The sequence below is a fragment of the Lampropedia hyalina DSM 16112 genome (genome assembly GCF_900129055.1).
Lineage (GTDB): Bacteria > Pseudomonadota > Gammaproteobacteria > Burkholderiales > Burkholderiaceae_C > Lampropedia > Lampropedia hyalina.
In genome coordinates this window covers 23,611-41,702 of record NZ_FQUZ01000012.1, presented here as the reverse complement: position 1 = coordinate 41,702, position 18,092 = coordinate 23,611, and the positions used below count along the sequence as shown (strand labels likewise).

General features: G+C 61.2%; 16 protein-coding genes. 5 read left to right on the top strand and 11 right to left on the bottom strand.

The features are described from left to right. Nucleotides 1-398: 398 nt before the first annotated feature. From BUE21_RS06460 to BUE21_RS06445, 4 genes are read right to left on the bottom strand one after another with little or no spacing between them, the layout of a single operon-like run. The gene (locus BUE21_RS06460; protein ID WP_073355872.1) at nt 399-1,679 is read right to left on the bottom strand and encodes a M20/M25/M40 family metallo-hydrolase; all 1,281 of its coding nucleotides are present in this window, start codon (nt 1,677-1,679) and stop codon (nt 399-401) included. Nucleotides 1,680-1,708: 29 nt separating this feature from the next. Next, nucleotides 1,709-3,508, bottom strand: coding sequence for a 2-oxo-4-hydroxy-4-carboxy-5-ureidoimidazoline decarboxylase (gene uraD, locus BUE21_RS06455; RefSeq protein ID WP_073355871.1), 1,800 nt, complete (start codon nt 3,506-3,508; stop codon nt 1,709-1,711). Continuing rightward, nucleotides 3,505-4,455, bottom strand: a complete 951-nt coding sequence (gene puuE / locus BUE21_RS06450) for an allantoinase PuuE (RefSeq protein WP_073355870.1) — start codon at nt 4,453-4,455, stop codon at nt 3,505-3,507. The genes uraD and puuE overlap by 4 nt, the downstream gene beginning before the upstream one ends. Next, nucleotides 4,452-5,138, bottom strand: a complete 687-nt coding sequence (locus BUE21_RS06445; protein ID WP_073355916.1) for a GntR family transcriptional regulator — start codon at nt 5,136-5,138, stop codon at nt 4,452-4,454. Before BUE21_RS06445 ends, puuE begins: the two co-directional genes overlap by 4 nt. 151 nt (nt 5,139-5,289) lie before the next feature. Between BUE21_RS06445 and uraH the strand changes: the two genes are divergently transcribed. Further along, nucleotides 5,290-5,640, top strand: a complete 351-nt coding sequence (gene uraH / locus BUE21_RS06440) for a hydroxyisourate hydrolase (protein WP_073355869.1) — start codon at nt 5,290-5,292, stop codon at nt 5,638-5,640. 29 nt (nt 5,641-5,669) lie between these two features. On the opposite strand, the gene BUE21_RS06435 is transcribed toward uraH, so the two are convergent. The 4 genes from BUE21_RS06435 to BUE21_RS06420 form a co-directional block, all read right to left on the bottom strand. Then, nucleotides 5,670-6,659, bottom strand: coding sequence for a PDR/VanB family oxidoreductase (locus BUE21_RS06435; protein ID WP_084522968.1), 990 nt, complete (start codon nt 6,657-6,659; stop codon nt 5,670-5,672). 16 nt (nt 6,660-6,675) lie between these two features. Then, on the bottom strand, nt 6,676-7,749 hold the full coding sequence (locus BUE21_RS06430; protein WP_327068548.1) for an aromatic ring-hydroxylating oxygenase subunit alpha: 1,074 nt from the start codon (nt 7,747-7,749) through the stop codon (nt 6,676-6,678). Between the two features lie 129 nt (nt 7,750-7,878). Next, entirely contained in the window at nt 7,879-9,036 is a 1,158-nt protein-coding gene (hpxO, locus tag BUE21_RS06425; protein WP_073355866.1) for an FAD-dependent urate hydroxylase HpxO, read from the bottom strand. A 264-nt stretch (nt 9,037-9,300) separates the two neighbouring features. Then, nucleotides 9,301-9,879, bottom strand: a complete 579-nt coding sequence (locus BUE21_RS06420; protein WP_073355865.1) for an anthranilate synthase component II — start codon at nt 9,877-9,879, stop codon at nt 9,301-9,303. A 758-nt stretch (nt 9,880-10,637) separates the two neighbouring features. Here BUE21_RS06420 and BUE21_RS06415 point away from each other — a divergent pair. From BUE21_RS06415 to glyQ, 4 genes are all read left to right on the top strand, one after another. Then, nucleotides 10,638-11,459 (top strand): toll/interleukin-1 receptor domain-containing protein, encoded by an 822-nt coding sequence (locus tag BUE21_RS06415; protein ID WP_200796703.1) that lies wholly within the window; start codon nt 10,638-10,640, stop codon nt 11,457-11,459. 64 nt (nt 11,460-11,523) lie between these two features. Continuing rightward, the gene (locus tag BUE21_RS06410) at nt 11,524-12,690 is read left to right on the top strand and encodes a DNA cytosine methyltransferase (RefSeq protein WP_073355863.1); all 1,167 of its coding nucleotides are present in this window, start codon (nt 11,524-11,526) and stop codon (nt 12,688-12,690) included. Then, entirely contained in the window at nt 12,690-13,601 is a 912-nt protein-coding gene (locus tag BUE21_RS06405) for a NotI family restriction endonuclease (RefSeq protein ID WP_073355915.1), read from the top strand. Before BUE21_RS06410 ends, BUE21_RS06405 begins: the two co-directional genes overlap by 1 nt. Nucleotides 13,602-14,060: 459 nt before the next feature. Next, complete coding sequence (glyQ, locus tag BUE21_RS06400) at nt 14,061-14,972, top strand: glycine--tRNA ligase subunit alpha (RefSeq protein WP_073355862.1); 912 nt, start codon at nt 14,061-14,063, stop codon at nt 14,970-14,972. A 158-nt stretch (nt 14,973-15,130) separates the two neighbouring features. Here glyQ and BUE21_RS06395 read toward each other — a convergent pair whose 3' ends face one another. Genes BUE21_RS06395 through BUE21_RS06385 form a run of 3 tightly spaced genes read right to left on the bottom strand, consistent with a single transcriptional unit; the run spans nt 15,131 to nt 17,853 of the window. Then, complete coding sequence (locus BUE21_RS06395; RefSeq protein WP_073355861.1) at nt 15,131-16,186, bottom strand: acyltransferase family protein; 1,056 nt, start codon at nt 16,184-16,186, stop codon at nt 15,131-15,133. A 25-nt stretch (nt 16,187-16,211) separates the two neighbouring features. Then, nucleotides 16,212-16,988 (bottom strand): enoyl-CoA hydratase, encoded by a 777-nt coding sequence (locus BUE21_RS06390; RefSeq protein ID WP_073355860.1) that lies wholly within the window; start codon nt 16,986-16,988, stop codon nt 16,212-16,214. Nucleotides 16,989-17,019: 31 nt separating this feature from the next. Beyond that, nucleotides 17,020-17,853, bottom strand: coding sequence for an acyl-CoA thioesterase (locus BUE21_RS06385; protein ID WP_073355859.1), 834 nt, complete (start codon nt 17,851-17,853; stop codon nt 17,020-17,022). Nucleotides 17,854-18,092: the final 239 nt, after the last annotated feature.

Sequence of the window (18,092 nt, the reverse complement as noted above, 5' to 3'; positions counted from 1 at the left end):
AGACTCCTTGGTGGGTCAGGGGAAAGCGGATGCTTTCTCTCCCTACGCAAAATCAATGCCTGTTTTGCTGGAATGTGCGGTGCAGCATGGAAAAATTGTATGCAATCTGCACTAGGGTGAATGGCACTTACTTAAGCCTGTTTCCCGTCATTCCGGGCTTGACCCGGAATCCAGTGACAAAGCAAGCCAAGAAAAACGAACGTGTTTTTTCTCCATGTCGTCACTGGATTCCGGCCTTCGCCGGAATGACGGCGTTCAGTAAGCGGCATTCGGACCAGGGCGTGTCATCAATCAGATTCACCCTCGCGCCAGTGTGCACCGGCAGGGCATGGCGCACAGTTGGCGTGCGCCATGTCTGCACCCACGCACATGGCTGGTGCAGGGCTAGGGTCTGGCGATCAGCCCGGCAGGGTCTGGAACAGATCGGCCAGCACCCGCGCCACCACCTTGGTGGCATTGCGCAGGTCTTGCAGTTCCAGATGCTCGTCGGCCCGCTTGGCATTCGACTCCAGCACGGTGCGCGGGCCGGCTCCGTAGATCACGCCCGGAATGCCCTGCTCGGCATACAGGCGCACGTCGGTGTACAGCGGTGTGCCGCGTGCCGCAACCGGATGGCCCAGCAGCTCCTGCCCATGCCGCTGGATGGCTTCGACCAGCGGCTGACTGCCCGGCAGGGGGCGCATGGCCCTGGCCAGCAGCAGGCGTTGGATGTCCACCGTCACGCCGGGAATGCTGGCAGCGGTGGCGGTGATGAGGCCACGAATGTCGGCTTCGACGGTTGTGGGGTCTTCCTCGGGAATCATGCGGCGATCCAGCCGGAACACCACCTTGCCGGGCACGACGTTGGTGTGGGTGCCGCCTTCGATGCGGCCCACATTCAGGTAGGGGTGGCCGATGCCGTCCACCTCGGAACGAATGGCGCGGTACTGCGCGTTCTGTGCGTACAACTGCGCCAGCAGCCGGTGGGCGGCTTGCAGTGCGTCCACGCCCGTGTCGGGAATGGCCGCGTGCGCCATCTTGCCGTGCACGGTCACTTCCAGTTGCAGGCAGCCATTGTGGGCGGTGACGACTTCGTGGGCAAAGCCTGCGGCCACAAGCCAGTCGGGGCGGGTGTGGCCCTGTTGCAGCAGCCAGCCCGGCCCCAGTTCCCCGCCGAATTCCTCGTCGTAGGTGAAGTGCAGTTCCAGTTGGCCCCGGCCGGGACGGGCCACGGCTTCGAGCGCGCGCAGGGCAAACGTGTAGGTGGCAAAGTCGCTTTTGCTGACTGCCGCCGCGCGGCCATAGATGCGGCCACCCACGCATTCGCCGCCATAGGGGTCGTGCGTCCAGCCTTCGCCGGGCGGAACCACGTCGCCATGCGCGTTCAGCGCGATCACCGGATGCGCCTGGCCATCGGCTCCCGGCTGGCCGTATGCCCGGCGCACGATGAGGTTGGTGATGGACTGCATGCCACCGGCCCGCACGATGGGCGGCGGCACGGGCAGTGGCTGGGCCTCCAGCCCCCATTGCGCCAGCAATGCGGCGGTTTTCTCGGCATGGGGCGCATTGTCACCGGGCGGGGTATCGGTGGGCACGCGGATGAGTTGCTGCAAGAAGGCGATTTCTTCGTCGAAATGGGCATCCACCCAGGCATCGAGCCGTGCGTGAAGATCGGGGGCGGTAGGCTGTGGAAGGGTCATGGCGTGGTGGGGGTGTCGGTGGGTCAAGGTCAGGCATGGCACTCAGCGGCCAGTTCGGCCAGCAGCCGGGCGAAGGCATCGATGGCCAATTGCATGTCGTCGCTGGTGCTGCTCTCCAGCGGGTTGTGGCTGATGCCCGCGTTCTCGCCGCGCACGAACAGCATGGCCTGGGGCAGGATGGTGTGCAGCATCATGGCATCGTGCCCGGCCCCGCTGGGCAGGGTGTGTGCGGGCAGGCCCAGGTGGGCCACGGCACGTTCCCAGCGGTGCTGCCAGTCGGGCGCGCTGGGCGCAGCCGACGCACGCAGGGTTTCTTCCAGCGTGTAGCCCACGCCGCGCTGGTGGGCAATGCGGGCCAGTTGCGCCGTGATGTCCGCCACCAGGGCATCGCGCTGGGCATCGTGGGGAGCGCGCACGTCCAGCGTGAAGCGGCACTGCGCAGCAATGACGTTGGGCGAGCCATCGGGCACATGCAGCATGCCGACGGTGGCGACCGAGTCGCAATCCTCTGCGGCACGTTGCTCCAGATAGACCATGAGTTCGGCCACGGCGGTGGCGGCATCGTGGCGGCGGTTCATGGGCGTGGTGCCCGCATGGCTGGCCATGCCGGTGACTGTGCCCACAAAGCGCGCGCTGCCGTTGATGGAGCTGACCACGCCCAGCGGCAGGTTCAGTTCGCCCAGCACCGGGCCTTGTTCGATGTGGATTTCCACATAGCCCAGATACTGCGCCGGGTCGCGCCGCAGGCTGGCAATCGCATCGGGGTTCAGCCCGGCCTGCTGCATGGCCTGGCGCAGGGGAATGCCATCGGCATCCTGCAAGTCCAGCCAGTCGGGCTGAAAACGCCCGGCCAGCGCGCTGGAGCCGATGAAGGTGGCCCGGTAACGCTGGCCTTCCTCCTCCGAGAACGCCACGACTTCCAGATGAAAGGGCAGGCGTTGGCCCTGCCGCGCCAGTTCCGCCACCCAGGTGATGGGAATGCATATGCCCAGCCGCCCGTCGTACTTGCCCCCGTTGCGCACGGTGTCGTAGTGGGAGCCGGTCAGCAGGGTGCGGGCATGGGCATCGGGGCTGAGGTAGCGGCCCACCACATTGCCCACGGCATCGATTTGCACCTGGTCGAAGCCACTGTCGCGCATCTGCTGTGCAATCTGGCGGGCGCAGGCGCGGTGTGCATCGGTCAGGTAGGTGACGGTGAGTGGGCCGGTGTCGGCACAGGGTGCGTCGGTGAACTGCGCCAGCAACTCCAGCGCGTCCCAGCAGCGGTTGCCCAGCAGCGGCTCCCAGCCGAACCGCTCATTCAGGCGGATTTCGGCAATGCGGTGGATGTTGCGCAGGGCTTCGGCACGCTCGAACTCCGGCGGATGCTGCAACCGCCGCTGGAATGTCCCGATGATGGCCTGCCGTGACAGCCCCGTGCCACGCGGCCCGCGCACGGCCAGCACAAACGGAAAGCCGAAGCGGTGCGAATAGTCGGCGTTCAGTTGCCGAATCAGGGCCAGCTCTGCGGGTGTGCATTGCGTCAGGCCCGCCCTGCCCTGTTCGTGGCTGGATTCGGCGGTCAGGCTGTGCTCCTGCATGGCCTTCCCCGCCAGTTCCGGGTGGGCGCGGATGAGTGCCAGTTGCTCATCCCGCCCGGCCTGCTCCACGGTCTGCGCCAGCGTGTACTTGAGCTGTGCCAGCGTGCGGAACGGGCGGGCCGACAGGGCGCGTTCGCCCACCCAGGGGGAATGCTCGTAAATGCCACCCAGCATCTGCACGGCCTGCGGCAGGGTGGCGGTGTTGAGTTGCGACAGGGTCAGGACGGAGCGGGAAGGAGAGGTCGTCATGGGGCGGGTTCCTGATAGGGATGCACGGTTTTCCAGTGGTGGGCAATGTCGATGCGGCGGCACACCCAGACGCGGTCGTGCCGGGCCAGATGGTCGAGAAACTTCTGCAAGGCCACGATGCGCCCCGGCCGCCCCAGCAGGCGGCAGTGCATGCCGATGCTGAGCATGCGCGGGGTTTCGGCCCCTTCGGCATACAGCGCGTCGAAGCTGTCGCGCAGGTAGCAGAAAAAATCCTCGGCCTGGGCAAAGCCCTGCGGCAGTGCAAAACGCATGTCGTTGGTATCCAGCGTGTAGGGCACGATCAGATGCGGCACGGTCTGGCCATCGCTGCGTGCCACCTGCATCCAGAACGGCAGGTCGTCGCCGTAGTAGTCGCTGTCGTATTCGAGGCCGCCATCGTCCACCACGATGCGCCGGGTGTTGGGGCTGTCGCGCCCGGTGTACCAGCCCAGTGGCCGCTGGCCGGTGAGCCGCTCGATGGCCTGCATACCCAGCCGGAAATGCTCGCGCTCGGTGGCCTCGTCCAGCGTCTGGTACTGAATCCAACGCCAGCCGTGGCAGGCAATTTCATGGCCCAGCTCCACACACGCCTGCGCCACTTCGGGGTGGCGTTGCAGGGCCATGCCGACACCGAACACGGTCAGCGGCAGGCCGCGTCGCTCGAACTCGCGCAGAATGCGCCACACGCCCACCCGCGCGCCGTATTCGTAGATGGATTCCATGCTCAGGTGCCGCTGCGGGTAGCTGGGCGGGTTGAACATCTCGGAGAGAAACTGCTCGGAGCCGGCATCGCCATGCAGGGTGGCACTCTCGCCGCCTTCCTCGTAGTTGAGGACGAACTGCACGGCAATGCGGGCCTGCCCCGGCCACTGCGCCTGCGGCGGGTGACGGCCATGGCCGATCAGGTCACGGGGATAGGGGTCGGTGGCGCGGTAGAGGTGGTTCATGGCTGGGCGGGGGTGTGGCGGGTCTTGCGGGAACGGCGGGGCAGCTCCAGACCGAGATTGGCTTCCACATGGAGCAGGTGATCGTGCGTGAGCTGCGCGGCGCGTTCGGCATCGCGTGCGGCCAGAGCCTGCACGATCTGCGCGTGCTCGTCGTGCGAATGGGCGGCGGCACTGCTGCTCTGGTACATCAGCGTGATGAGGTCGCAACGCGAAATCAGCTCGCCCAGCATCTGCGCCAGCACCTGGTTGCCCATCAACTCGGCCATGCGCACATGAAAGTCGCCCAGCAGCTCGGTGCGCCCGTGGATGTTGTGCTGCTGCACGGCCGCCTGTTCACGCCTGACGTGCTGGCGCAGGGCGCGAAGCTGCGTGGCCGTGACCTGCCGGGCGAACTGGCGCACCATCTCCACCTCCAGCATGCGGCGCACGGCAAACACCTCGCGCGCCTCCTGCACCGAAGGGCTGGCCACGAAGGCCCCGCGTGCAGGCTCCAGCGTCACCAGCTTCTGTTGCGCCAGTTGCAGCAGGGCCTGCCGCACCAGCGTGCGCGACACGCCGAACTCGGCCCCCAGCTTCTGCTCGGTGAGCTTGGTGCCGGGCAGCAGGCGGTGCTCCACAATCGCTTGCGTCAGCGAGAGGACGATGGCACTGGTCGAGGAAGTGTGCAGGGGAGAAGTCGGCATGGGGGGCATTGGCTCGGTCGGGGGTTTCTGGAAAAAATGTATACACTTTTCCCGCAACCTTCCTGCAAGCAATTGCCGTGCCGCCCTGGCACGGATACTGCTGCGCCAGTACACACCCCCGTCACTGCCACGCACCACGAAAGGCCCTCTCATGGGATTGAGCACACACGTTCTGGACACCGCCAATGGCCGCCCTGCCGCAGGCATGGCCGTGGCCCTGTACCGCACCAATGCAGGCACTGCCACGCTGCTGGGCCGGTATGTGCTCAATGGCGACGGCCGCACCGACCGGCCACTGTTCGAGGACGGGCAGTTGCAGGCAGGCTGTTACCAACTGGCATTCGAGGTGGCCGCCTACTTCCGGTCACAGGGCACACCACAGGACGCGCCACCGTTCCTGGACACGGTGCGGCTGGACTTCGGCATTGCGCAGCCCGAGCAGCACTACCATGTGCCGCTGCTGGTCAGCCCCTGGGCCTATTCCACCTACCGGGGGTCGTAACCCCCTGCTCTGCAACAAAGGTCTGCGGCTCACAGGCCCAGCACCAGCCGGGGCGAATGGCTGCGCGAGCAGCACAGTGCCATGCAGGGCACGGCGGCGGCCTTCTCGGCCTCGCTCTGCACGCTGTCGCGGTGGTCGGGCTGGCCTGCTGTCACCGGGGTCAGGCAGGCTCCGCAAATGCCCATTTCGCAGGACAGCGGCACCGGTACCCCGGCATCCAGCAGCACGGCAGCAATGCTGCGCCCGACGGGAATCGTGTACACCTGCCCGCTGGAACCCAGCTCCACCTCGAACGCCTGCTCCTGTTGCGCCCCGCCTGCCGGTTCGCTGGCTGGGGCCGGGGCAAAGGCCTCCTGGTGCAACTGGGCGGCAGGCCAGCCCTGGCGTTGCGCCGTCTCCTGCACATGCGCCATGAAGCCGTGCGAACCACAGGTGTAGATGTGGCTGGCGACATCCGGTGTGTGCAGGCTTTGCGGCAGGCCGTGGCGGGCACTGTCGCCTTCCGCGCTGCAATGCAGATGCACCGTGCCGTGGCGAAAGCCTTTTTGCAGTTGCCGGGCGAAGGCGGCATCGCGGCGGTGGCGCACATAGTAGTGCAGCTCGAAGGACTGGCCTGCCGCATCCAGCCCCTGCGCCATGCTCAGCAGCGGCGTGATGCCAATGCCGCCTGCCAGCAGAATGCTGTGCCGCGCCGTGTGCAGCCGAAACAGGTTGCGCGGCGTGCCGATGCGCAACCTCTCGCCCACGCGCAGACGCTCGTGCACATACGCAGAGCCACCACGCGATGCGGCCTCGCGGCGCACGCACAGCAGGTAGTGGCTGCGCTGTTCTGGCGCACTGGCAATCGAATACTGGCGCACCAATGCACCGGGAAGGTGCAGATCGATGTGCGCCCCGGCCTCGAAAGAAGGCAATGCCGGCTGGCCTTCGGCGGCCACCAGCCGCACGGCCAGATTGCCCTGTCCCTGGGCGATCAGGGCATCGACCACGACATCCATGTGAGCCAATGTGGGAGTCATCTGAAGCACCCTCCTTTCAGACCAGAAAGAAATCGCCAAAACCCATGCGCTGAAGGCCGCGCCGATAGGCAATGGAGCTGCGGTCGGCCGGAATGTGCGCTTCCAGCGTCAGATCGAGTGGCAGGCGTTCGGGCTTCTGGGCCTCCACCATGATGCGGTCTTCATCGAACACGCGCCGGTTGAACGCCTGGATCTCCCCGGCTGGAATGTGCTTGTTCACGTTGCGCACAATCGGCACGAACAGCCGGGTCTTGCGTGCCGACACGGGCGAGGCGGCATTCATGATGACCTGCCGCCGGTCATCGGGGAAATGGATGGTCAGCGTGGCCGTGAACGGCAGATGCGCCTCGAAGTGGCGCAGCCAGACAAAACCCTCCGGCTCGGGGATGCCCGCGTCCTTGGCGTAGTTGGACATGCTGCTGTAGTAGTCGGCAACGAAGCCGGTGGGCGTTTCGTGGGTGCGGTAATCGGGCACTTCCTGGTTGTCGGGATCGGCAAAGGTCTCGGTATGCACCCAGGCAAAGTGCGCCACGTCCAGAAAACCCTCGATCTGCCGCCCGGCAAAACCGGCAATGTCGAAAGGCTGGCAGACCACCTGCACGAAATCCGGGTCATCCCAGTGCGGCAGGTTTGGAATCTGCGGCGCATCGGCCCCTTCCTGCGGGTCGAGGCAAGTCCACACCAGCCCATAGCGTTCCACCGCCGGAAAGGTCATCAGGTGCAGCTTGGCCGGAATCGGCTGGTGCGGGCTGGCGGGAATGCGGTTGCAGCGTCCACCCGCCCCGAAGCGCAGGCCGTGGTAGGGGCAGACCACGCCTTCGCCATCGTGGTGGCCCATCGTCAGCGGCACGCCCCGGTGCGGACAGACATCCCGCGCCACCACCAGCGTGCCGTGGCTGCGGTAGGCCACCAGATTCTCGTCAAGCAGCGTGAGCTTGCAGGGAGCCTCGCCCACCTCGCTGGCCAGGGCCACCGGATACCAGTGCCGGGCCAGCCGCCGCCAGTCCTCCGGCTCGAAGGTGCAGTGCGGCGGCAGTGTGGCGGCGCGTTTCATCGGGATGATCGTGGCGGTAGTGGATGGCATGTTCATGGTCGCTCCAGGCTCTGGTTCAGTGGGTTCTGGCGTTCACTGTAGGGGGTTTCCATGTTGCAGTCCATCAGAGATATTTTCATCATCCGTTGCAAAAAACAGCACACCTGCAACGCCCGCCCATCCCTGTCACCCCAGCGGATTGCCTTCGATATTGGCGACGATTCCCCGGATGATGCCGCTGCCATCCTCCTGCCAGAGGCTGTCGTACCAGGCCTGCGTGAGGGCCGGATCGCTGCCGTGGGTGATGTCGCACCGCTTGCGCGCGCGCAGCACCAGATCGGCCGCGCGCTGGTTGCGGCGGTTCTGGTAACGCCGCAGTGCATCCGGCACGCCCAGCGTGTGCGTCTGCAAGGACATGGCCAGCACCACCGCGTCTTCCATCGCCGCACAGCCCCCCTGGCCAATGTCGGGCGTGGTGCTGTGCGCGGCATCGCCCAGCAGGGCCACGCGCCCCCGCGTCCAGGTCATGAACGGCTCGATGTCGTGGATTTCCACGCGGTTGGTGGTCTGGGGGTCGATGCGGTCGATCAAGGTCTGCACCGGCTGCGCCCAGCCGTCAAAGTAACCGCGCAGAAGCCGCTGGGCATCGGCACGTTCATACGGCAAACCACCCGGCAATGGCACGTCGAAGAAGAAATAGAAACGCCCGCCCGCCACCGGCATGACGGAGACGCGCTTGCCCTCGCCCACAAAGGTCGTCCACTGGTCGGCCGGGGCCATGTCCGCCGATGCTTGCACCAGACCATTCCAGTTCACATAACCGGCATAGCGGCGTTGCGGCGGGTGCTCCAGCACATGGCTGCGCACGATGGAGTGCGTGCCATCCGCACCAATCAGCAGGTCGCCCGTCGCGCGGCTGCCATCGGCGAACACGGCCACCACCTCGTCGCCCTGCTCCTCGATGGCCACCAGTGCCCGGCCCAGGTGCACCCTGTCCCGGCCACAGGCTTGCAGCAGCATCTCCTGCAAGGCCGCCCGCACCACCGGATAGGGCCGCTGCCCCACCTGCTGCACCAGCGGCTCCAGGCTGAAGCGCGTCATCGTCTTGCCGCTGTGGCCTTGCACATAGGCCATGAAATCCATGCGTCCGCCCAGCGCAGCCACCTGCTGCTCCAGCCCCAGGTAGTTCAGGCACTTGACCCCATTCGACCACAGCGAAATGGCCGCCCCCACAGGCCGGATTTCCTGCACTCTCTCGAAGACCTCGACCTCATGGCCAGCACGCTGGAGCGCGATGCCCGCCGTCAGGCCACCCATGCCCGCGCCGATGATGATGATTTTCACGATGTATTCCTTTCACAGAAGCTGCTGCAAACCATGTCGTGGCCTGCGCGACTGCACCATCGGCAAGCCAGGCGGTATCCCGCCAGATGCACGGATTGCATACAAAAATCGCGCCAACTTTGCAGGCACGGTATCGGTGAAAGAAAAAGCGGCATGGTCTGGGTGCGTCATCACACCCAGACCATGCCGCTGGAAGGCCCATCCATCCGGGCAACAGATGCCCCCTGCCCTGCCACCGCCCGGTGCAGGCGGACCGGCCGCACCTCAGGCCGCCATCGGGGCCGGTGCAGAACGCACCAGGAAGTTGTTCAACATGGCATGGCCATGCTCGGTGAGAATGCTTTCCGGGTGGAACTGCACGCCTTCGATGTCCAGGGTTCTGTGGCGAATGCCCTGAATCTCGCCATCGTCCGTCCAGGCCGTCACTTCCAGCTCTGCGGGCAGGCTGGCCGGTTCGATGGCCAGCGAGTGGTAGCGGTTCACGGTGAACTGGCGCGGCAGCCCGGCAAACACGCCCTGCTGGGTGGTGGTGATGGTGCTGGTCTTGCCGTGCATCAATTCCCTGGCGCGCACGATGCGGCCACCGAATGCCGCGCCAATGCTCTGGTGCCCCAGGCACACGCCCAGAATCGGCAGCTTGCCCGCAAAGTGCCGGATGGCCGCAATCGAAATGCCCGCCTCGGCAGGAGAGCATGGCCCCGGTGAAATCACCAGCCGCTCGGGCGCAAGGGCCTCGATGCCTTCGAGCGTGATTTCATCGTTGCGAAACACCTGCACATCCGCGCCCAGTTCCCCGAAATACTGCACGATGTTGTAGGTGAAGCTGTCGTAGTTGTCGATCATCAGAAGCCTGACCACAATAACCCCTTGATTGCTTGATAACGTTGCGATGCCGCAGATGCCATGCGCACCGAACGGCCATTATAGGCATGCCGTCTATGGCTGCTGCACCCGCCGGAAAAACGCACTCTGGCTCACCAGGGATGCGGCGGCCTCCCACAGCAGCGCGACATCGGCAGGCACAGCAGCTCATCGATATGCAGGATGACATGCCCTATTTCATATACGCCTGCCCAGTACGAAATAGAATGATGCTGGAGTGCAATGGCCGACCGTACCTGATCGAGCCAATGCACAGGTTTGGCAGCCACCAGTGACGAAGGTGGTCGTTGTTCCATCTGCAAAATTTTAGGCGGTCTAAATTTCAGATTGCCAATATTTTTTGCTATGGGCAACGTTTACAAAAAGTTTTTTAGACCGTGCTGGTGGGCTATGGTTGTGCGTCTAAATGTAGTTATGCAGCGCCAATGGCTGAGAAAACGCAGCGCCAATCTGTCACGTTACCGTCGTTCCACCAAGCCTCGCCCCACCTTCATCGCCCAGGCCATTGCTGCCTGCATGGTTGTAAATCCGCGCACAGGTGCCAATATGGCTCCGGTCTGCCTGTACTGCTTCGCTTTCTTCTGAGTTGTTGCGTGATATAGCTTCATCTTTCACCCTTTCAGACGCCTAACCCGGCGGTCAAGCCGACTCCGGCAAGCTGCGCTTGCCTGCGCTGCTTACCTCTGCGTTAGCGTGCGCAGTTCACTAATGGAGGCCTTGTGGCAAAAATTCCCAGCGACATGGAAGGAATTCTTCGAACGCTCGCTCAGATCTACGCTATGCAAGGAGCAAGAAGAGAGGTCGCTGTACTCGCCAAATCAAAATCTGAAGTTGAGCAAACAGACTACGATAACTGGAATGGTGGTACATACGGCTATACGGTTACTCTGAGATTGCCTTCCGCGCACTACGCGCAAATTGAAGCCGACCGAGACGCTATCGAGCAGGACTTTTTGAAGCGAATGGATCCTCTTCTACGTGGATACCAGAATGAGTCAGTCCACTCAGTGATCATCACCTTGGAAATTGAGAACGATGAAAATTGGCGCAAAAATGCCATCCGATGGCTTGAGAAGGCAGATATAAATTCGCTTCGAATGGGTGGGCGAAAGACAGCGTTTGATGTGTTTGTGTCTCATGCGAGTGAAGACAAAGAGGCTCTTGTTCGGCCCTTGGCCGCCGCGCTCGCCCAACATGGTTTCAAAGTTTGGTACGACGAGTTTGAGTTGAAGGTGGGTGACAGTCTTAGCAAGTCAATAGACCACGGCCTTGCCAATTCGTCATATGGCATCGTAGTACTCTCGCGCGCGTTCTTTTCCAAGAACTGGCCTCAGTACGAACTTGAAGGCCTCACCGCGCGTCAGATGATCGGCGAGAAGGTAATTCTTCCGATTTGGCACGAAATTACGAAAGACGACATTCTTCGGTACAGTCCGTCGCTTGCCGACAAGCTAGCGATTGATTCGAAAACGAACACGATCCAGCAGATGGTGTCTTCCGTAGCGTCGGTCATCAATGGCACCGGTCAAAGTACGCGCTAACGAATAAGCTCAGCGAACATAATGCAGCATATGAGGTATACAGAAATCGGAGATTTTTCACGACATGAAGAGCATTGATCTATTCGCCGGGGCGGGGGGATTATCCTGTGGCCTCAAGCAAGCTGGTTTTTCGCCCTTGTTGGCAAATGAGTGGATTCCTCAATTTGCCGAAACCTACAAACTCAATCACCCAGAAACGAAAGTCGTCGTGGGTGATGTGCGAGAAGTTAGCGAAACGGATTTGAAGCACAAACTTGGGGTATCTAGCGGAGAGGTAGATTTGGTTGCTGGAGGCCCACCTTGTCAAGGTTTTTCCATCAATGCACCGATACGGACATTGGATGATGAACGCAACCATCTATTCAAGGATTTCTTGCGTGTTGTATCGTCCATTAAACCCAAAGCCGTGCTGATTGAAAATGTTCCTGGCATCGTTTCGCTAGGGCGCGGCACTGTGGTTGAGCAAATCTACAAAGAACTGCAAGCAATGGGTTACACCGTCAAGCATCGCATTTTGTTCGCCGGGCATCACGGTGTTCCACAAATGCGATTTCGCACGGTTTTCATCGGCATCCGCAACTTCAAACATGAAATTTCTTTTCCTGACCCTCAATATAATGCCAAAGCGATAGCAAATTTTACTGGCGCACGCGAGTTGTGCCTTTCTGTGCCTCCTCTATTCGCACAGGAACTTAAGCCACATACGACGGTTTGGGATGCGATGTCTGATTTGCCAGCCATTGATAATGGTGCGTCAATCAGCCCCGAGAGCTATGTTCTGCCACCACAAAATGTATATCAAGAATATTTGAGAGACGGATGCGCTAGACTAACCGGACATTATTCTGCAAGAGTGGCACAAGTAAATTTAGATCGACTCAAGTTTATTCCGCAGGGGGGGAGTTGGCGTGACATTCCGTTTGATTTGCTTCCGGCTGGATTGAAGCGTGCGCGTCGAAGCGATCACACCAAACGCTATGGTCGACTCCACCCAGACGCGCTTTGCTCTACCGTGCTGACTAAGTGTGACCCACATTGGGGTAGTTTTTTTCATCCAACGCAAGACCGTGTTATATCTGTTCGCGAAGCTGCGCGAATTCAATCCTTTCCTGATAGCTATCAATTTTCTGGCAGCATCACGCAGCAATACGAGCAGGTTGGCAATGCAGTTCCACCTCTGCTTGGAAAGGCTGTCGGCGACGAGATTGCGAAACTCCTGGGTAACCTATGATGTCACTCGTACGCCCAACGAACAAAGATCTTGTGGAAATATTCGGTTACGCTCCAGATGATTTGACGCAATCCGTTCGTAGTTTATGGAATCTGGGTGCGTGTCCTTTCATCAATAAGGCGTGCAGCAAGTCTAACCATGACTCTTCCGTCGTTTATGGAACATGTAGTGTCACCACAGCTTATGGTGATTGCATCATCTGCCCGAATCGGCTTTATGAAAAAGACTATGCAACGCTACGTGCAGTCGCAGAAGATGCATTTGGAAAGATGGCGCGGTTTGTTTTATTTGATGAATACATCAGACATCGAGACGAAAGCGGTATTTTCGTCGTCGCTCTGGGACAAAAATCTGGCAAGGAGGTGAAGATTGGTCGCAGCCTTTCAATGGACTGGGTGCTGGCAAAGATTGAAAACAACCAATTGATTGAATACGTCGGAATTGAAGTTCAAAGTATTGACATCACAAACAACTACCGCGATGCGTGGTACGCCTATAAAAACTTGACTCCAAATACCAAGACAATCCCATCATCTGAGCACGGTATGAATTGGGCAAATGTTCATAAACGACTAATTCCACAAATCATCCGAAAAGGTGTCGTGTATTCCAACTCCAAATTGGTTAAGGCTGGCTTGTATTTCGTGCTTCCCGATATTGTGTATCGCAAGTTCGAGGACATTATTGGTGCAGACATTCCGCTTGTTACCACCAAGGGTGCGAATGTCCTGACTATCCATACTTACGATTTATCTCCACCTGCGAATCATGGTCAGCAGCGTATTCTTGTCAATAAGCGAAAAATTCGCGTTTCGTTGGACGAATTTTCACAACGCTTCATCTCTGGTCCAAATCTACCCTCCGGTGAAGAACTGGATGTAGCTGTAAAACGGATTCTAGGATGCTCCTGATTGCAAAACACGGAAACAAGAGGGCGAACAATTCATTAAAGCCGACACCGCTTCGCGACACAGCTTAATTCAGGCTACAAGGGCTTCCCCACCGTAGCAAGCAATAAAACTCCCCCCTGAATCATTGCCATGCAATGGTTCAAACCTATTTGCTTCCCTGTCTCTCATTTCCACCAATACCCTGTTTGGGGCTTGGGTCGATGATGTCTCGGTAAAGGATTGTGGACGGCATGACTACAAACAGTCATGGACGCAGCCTTCGTTTGCTGGCTGCAAACCCTGATGAAAGACATGCGCAAGAGGCTCCATTCAACAGTCAGCAACCTGACAAGCCCTTGCCATGGCAGGCACTGGCTTTGGCTTAGAATGAACCGGCATTTTTTGCGCAGCACCATCCGGGGTTTTCATCCGCATCGGCCTTTCGCCAACAGGTGCTGCCTGCCCCATTCCTGAACCACCATGCTCACCTTTCAGCAAATCATCCTCACCCTGCAAAACTACTGGGACCAGCAGGGCTGCACCCTGTTGCAGCCCTACGACATGGAAGTCGGCGCGGGCACCAGCCACACGGCCACGTTCCTGCGCGCCATCGGCCCGGAACCCTGGAAGGCCGCCTATGTGCAGCCCAGCCGCCGCCCCAAGGATGGCCGCTATGGCAACAACCCCAACCGCCTGCAACACTACTACCAGTACCAGGTCGTGCTCAAGCCCGCCCCGGCCAACATCCTCGATCTCTACCTGGGCAGTCTGCAAGCCCTGGGGTTCGACCTGAAGAAGAACGACATCCGCTTTGTCGAAGACGACTGGGAGAACCCCACCCTGGGCGCGTGGGGACTGGGCTGGGAGGTCTGGCTCAATGGCATGGAGGTGACGCAGTTCACCTACTTCCAGCAGGTCGGCGGCATCGACTGCCGCCCCATCACCGGCGAAATCACCTATGGGCTGGAGCGTCTGGCCATGTACCTGCAAGGCGTGGAAAACGTCTATGACCTGACCTACTCGGAAGGCGTGAGCTACGGCGACGTGTTCCACCAGAACGAGGTGGAGCAATCGACCTACAACTTCGAATACTCGGACGCTGAATTCCTGTTCCTGGCCTTCAACGCCTACGAAAAGGAAGCCCAGTTGCTGATGGACAAAGCCCTGGCACTGCCCGCCTACGAGCAGGTGCTCAAGGCCGCACACACCTTCAACCTGCTGGATGCGCGCGGTGCCATCTCGGTGACGGAACGCGCCGCCTACATTGGCCGCATCCGCAACCTGGCCCGCAGCGTCGCCCGCAGCTACTACGACAGCCGCGAACGCCTGGGCTTCCCGATGGCCCCACGCGAGTGGGTCGCCCAGATCGACTCGCAGAAGAAAGCGGCCTGACCAGCCTGATTCTTCGGCTCCGGGAGCACAGCCACGGGAACCGGATCAGTGCATGGTCCGTCCCGTTTGCGCCAGCACATTCCCCGCAGTACGTCACTGCGGCAAAAGCCGCAAGCCGCTGGCTTTTGCAATCCGCTGCGGGCAATGCCCCAGAGCACTCATCCCACCGGCTTTCTCCGGCCTGCCAGGCCCAGAAACAGCCGGTAGAGTGGCCGCTCCACCCAGCGGTAGTTGAGCACCGAAAAGACCACCACCAGCACCGCGCACAGGCTCATCCAAAGCTCCAGTGACACCTTGCCAGCGATGCCCCAATGGTGAAAGCCATGGCCCATGACCGCGATGATGGCCGGATGGGACAGGTAGATGCTATAGGACGCATCGCCCATCTTCTGCACCATGCGCAGCGGCGTGATGCCCATTTTTTCCAGATTGACGGCAATCGCAATCAACGACAGGGCGAAAGAGCCATACAGCACCACCCGTTCACTGACCTTGAAGAATCCGGCAAACTCCACGCCGAAATGCTCCTGCAAGGCATAGCAGGCCGCCAGCGACACCCCCGCCGTCACCACCCAGGGCAGCACCGTGGCTTCGCGCCTGCGGGCAAACCATTCGGCAAACAGGAATCCGGCAATGAACTCCAGAATCAGCGGCGAGGTATAGAACGGCACCCACATGTTCTGCTTGGCAATGTGGGCGTTCTCGGGCTGGTAGAGGCCGATGCCGTAGTGGTACACATTCAGGGCGATCAGCAATACACCGGCCATGGCGAAGCAATGCGGCATCCACTTGCGCGTGAACGCCAGCAAAATACCCGTGAGCAGATAGAAATACAGCTCGAAACTCAGCGTCCAGGTGATGCCTTCGAGATTCTGGGGCAAGTCCTGTGGCACCAGAAAGAACGAGCCGGGCAGGCTGACCCGGTCTTCCACCCCCCCGGAGAGGTAGGCCAGTACCAGATACACCAGGAAAAAAGGCCACCAGCCGCTGTAGATGCGCGAAAAGCGTTTGAACAGGAACCGCAGTGCATTGCCTGCACCAGGCTCTGTGCTGCGCGTGGTCTCGGCCATGATGTAGCCGCTGATGACAAAGAAAATATCGACCCCGGCAAACCCCATGCGCGCCAGCGGTTCGGGAACCCAGGGGTTGTACATGTGGTGCAGCAGCACCAGAGCCGCTGCCAGAAAGCGCAGGGACTGAATGTTTTGAATCATGCTTGCCGTTTCTTGCAGAGCATGGTCACAGGCCGGAGAAATCCGGCTTGCGCTTTTCCAGGAATGCGCGGAATGCCTCCTTGGCGGCAGGCTGTTGCAGCAGCCGTACCAGTTCCTCGGCCTCGGCATCGATGCGCCGCAACACTTCGGGCAACTGGTCGGCCTTGAGCAGGCGTTTGGTGGCCAGCAGCGGCTCCAGCGGCTTGGCCGCGATTTTCTGCGCCAGTGCCTGACCGATGCCGTTGGCTTCGTCGGGCGGCACGATGCGGTTCACCAGCCCGGCATCCATGGCCGCCTCGGCAAAGAATGGCTCGCCCAGCAGCAGGGCCTCGGCCGCGCGGTGGTAGCCCATCAGCGCGGGCAGCAACAGGCTGGAGCCTGCTTCCAGGCACAGCCCGATGTTCACGAATGGCAGGGCAAACACGGCGTTGTCCCCGGCAACGACCAGATCGCAATGCAGCAGCAGCGTGGTGCCAATGCCCACGCACGGGCCGCACACAATGGCCACCAGCGGCTTGGGAAACTGCGCAAGCTCCTTCATGAAGGCAAACGTGGCATCGGGCAGGCCACTGCCGGGCTGCTCGGTGCTGGCCACGAAGTCGGCAATGTCGTTGCCCGCGCTGAAGCAGTGGATCTGCCCCTGGATGACCAGCACCCGCACGCTGGCATCCTGCGCGGCCTGCCGCAGCCGTTCGGTCAGGCTTTGGTACATGGCCTGGGTGAAGGCGTTTTTCTTCTCGGGGCGGTGCAGCGTCAGCGTCAGTACCGCGCCCTCCTGGTGCGAAAGAATGTCGTGTGTCATGGCAAAAGAACAAAAGGTTGAAAGAACGGCGTCACTGCTTGTAATACAGCATCTGGCTGGCGGTGGCCAGCAGTACGCCGTCGCGGCTCCACAGGCGGGCCTCGTCGTCGGCGTAATTGTTGCGGTATTCGCGCCCCTGCGACTGGCCCAGCAGGTAATCGCTGCCCACTGCGGCCAACTGGGTGGCATCGGCATGGAAATAGACGGTCAGGGTCACGGTGCCGAATGCGGCCAGCGTGGCGCGGCGCAGCAAAATACTCGGAAAGAATACATCGCACATGGCCAGCAGGGCCGGAAAGTCCAGGGGCCGTGGTGGTACGTCCCGCACCCACAGCAGGCTGCGATCTTCGGCGGATTCCTGCCCTTCCCAATGCAGCGGCAGATGGCCTTCGAGCAAGATGGTTTCGTACTGCCTGCGCCACTGCATGTCGGCAAACAATGCCGCCATGACCGGCTGGGTTTGCGGTGGTTGCGGAGCCGCCGCAACGGGAGCCACCGCAGAGCCGCTGGCCGACCAGGTATTGCGGCGCACAGCGGTTATGACGGTGGCCGTGGTTGCCACCACGGTGTCGCCCTGGGCATTGGTGCTCTCCTGCACCACAATCCAGTGCTGGGTGGAGCGGTTGGTCTGCACCGGCGTGGCGCGGATGCGGAACCGGCCCTCGGCCACTGCCACCGCATAGTTGATGGTGATGCTCAGCGGCTCGCCCAGTCGCTGCGGGTGCTGCCAGACGGCCTGCAACAGCACGGCCGCCGTGATGCCGCCATACGGGCCGACCATGTTCCAGTAGGCGGGTGAGGTTGTGCCCTCCAGGCTGCCATCATCCAATGGGCGCAATGCCATGGCCTCGTCAAAAAAGTGCATGGGGTATGTCTCCGTCTAAGAACGTGTTTGCGATCTCGGCGCGAGTGCTGTTGTGCCTTAAGAGGCGTAGCTGCAAGGCGAAAACCGCAGACGGGCTGGTGGCCCGGCGAGGATTTTCAACGCCGCAGATGCGCCTCTTGAGGTGCAACCCATAGGGTATGGCGTAGCCATACAGCTTCGCGCCGAGATCGTAAACACGTTCGAGTATGTCAATGCCTTGCCATTCTGGCACAACCCAC

Excerpts from the sequence above, each read along its gene's own strand:
- BUE21_RS06420 (WP_073355865.1), bottom strand. The coding sequence starts at position 9,879 with ATGATCGACAACTACGACAGCTTCACCTACAACATCGTGCAGTATTTC.
- BUE21_RS06405 (WP_073355915.1), top strand. The coding sequence starts at position 12,690 with ATGTCACTCGTACGCCCAACGAACAAAGATCTTGTGGAAATATTCGGT.
- BUE21_RS06395 (WP_073355861.1), bottom strand. The coding sequence starts at position 16,186 with ATGATTCAAAACATTCAGTCCCTGCGCTTTCTGGCAGCGGCTCTGGTG.
- BUE21_RS06460 (WP_073355872.1), bottom strand. The coding sequence starts at position 1,679 with ATGACCCTTCCACAGCCTACCGCCCCCGATCTTCACGCACGGCTCGAT.
- uraH (WP_073355869.1), top strand. The coding sequence starts at position 5,290 with ATGGGATTGAGCACACACGTTCTGGACACCGCCAATGGCCGCCCTGCC.
- puuE (WP_073355870.1), bottom strand. The coding sequence starts at position 4,455 with ATGAACCACCTCTACCGCGCCACCGACCCCTATCCCCGTGACCTGATC.
- BUE21_RS06435 (WP_084522968.1), bottom strand. The coding sequence starts at position 6,659 with ATGACTCCCACATTGGCTCACATGGATGTCGTGGTCGATGCCCTGATC.
- BUE21_RS06430 (WP_327068548.1), bottom strand. The coding sequence starts at position 7,749 with ATGAACATGCCATCCACTACCGCCACGATCATCCCGATGAAACGCGCC.
- BUE21_RS06410 (WP_073355863.1), top strand. The coding sequence starts at position 11,524 with ATGAAGAGCATTGATCTATTCGCCGGGGCGGGGGGATTATCCTGTGGC.
- glyQ (WP_073355862.1), top strand. The coding sequence starts at position 14,061 with ATGCTCACCTTTCAGCAAATCATCCTCACCCTGCAAAACTACTGGGAC.
- BUE21_RS06390 (WP_073355860.1), bottom strand. The coding sequence starts at position 16,988 with ATGACACACGACATTCTTTCGCACCAGGAGGGCGCGGTACTGACGCTG.
- BUE21_RS06385 (WP_073355859.1), bottom strand. The coding sequence starts at position 17,853 with ATGCACTTTTTTGACGAGGCCATGGCATTGCGCCCATTGGATGATGGC.
- uraD (WP_073355871.1), bottom strand. The coding sequence starts at position 3,508 with ATGACGACCTCTCCTTCCCGCTCCGTCCTGACCCTGTCGCAACTCAAC.
- BUE21_RS06445 (WP_073355916.1), bottom strand. The coding sequence starts at position 5,138 with ATGCCGACTTCTCCCCTGCACACTTCCTCGACCAGTGCCATCGTCCTC.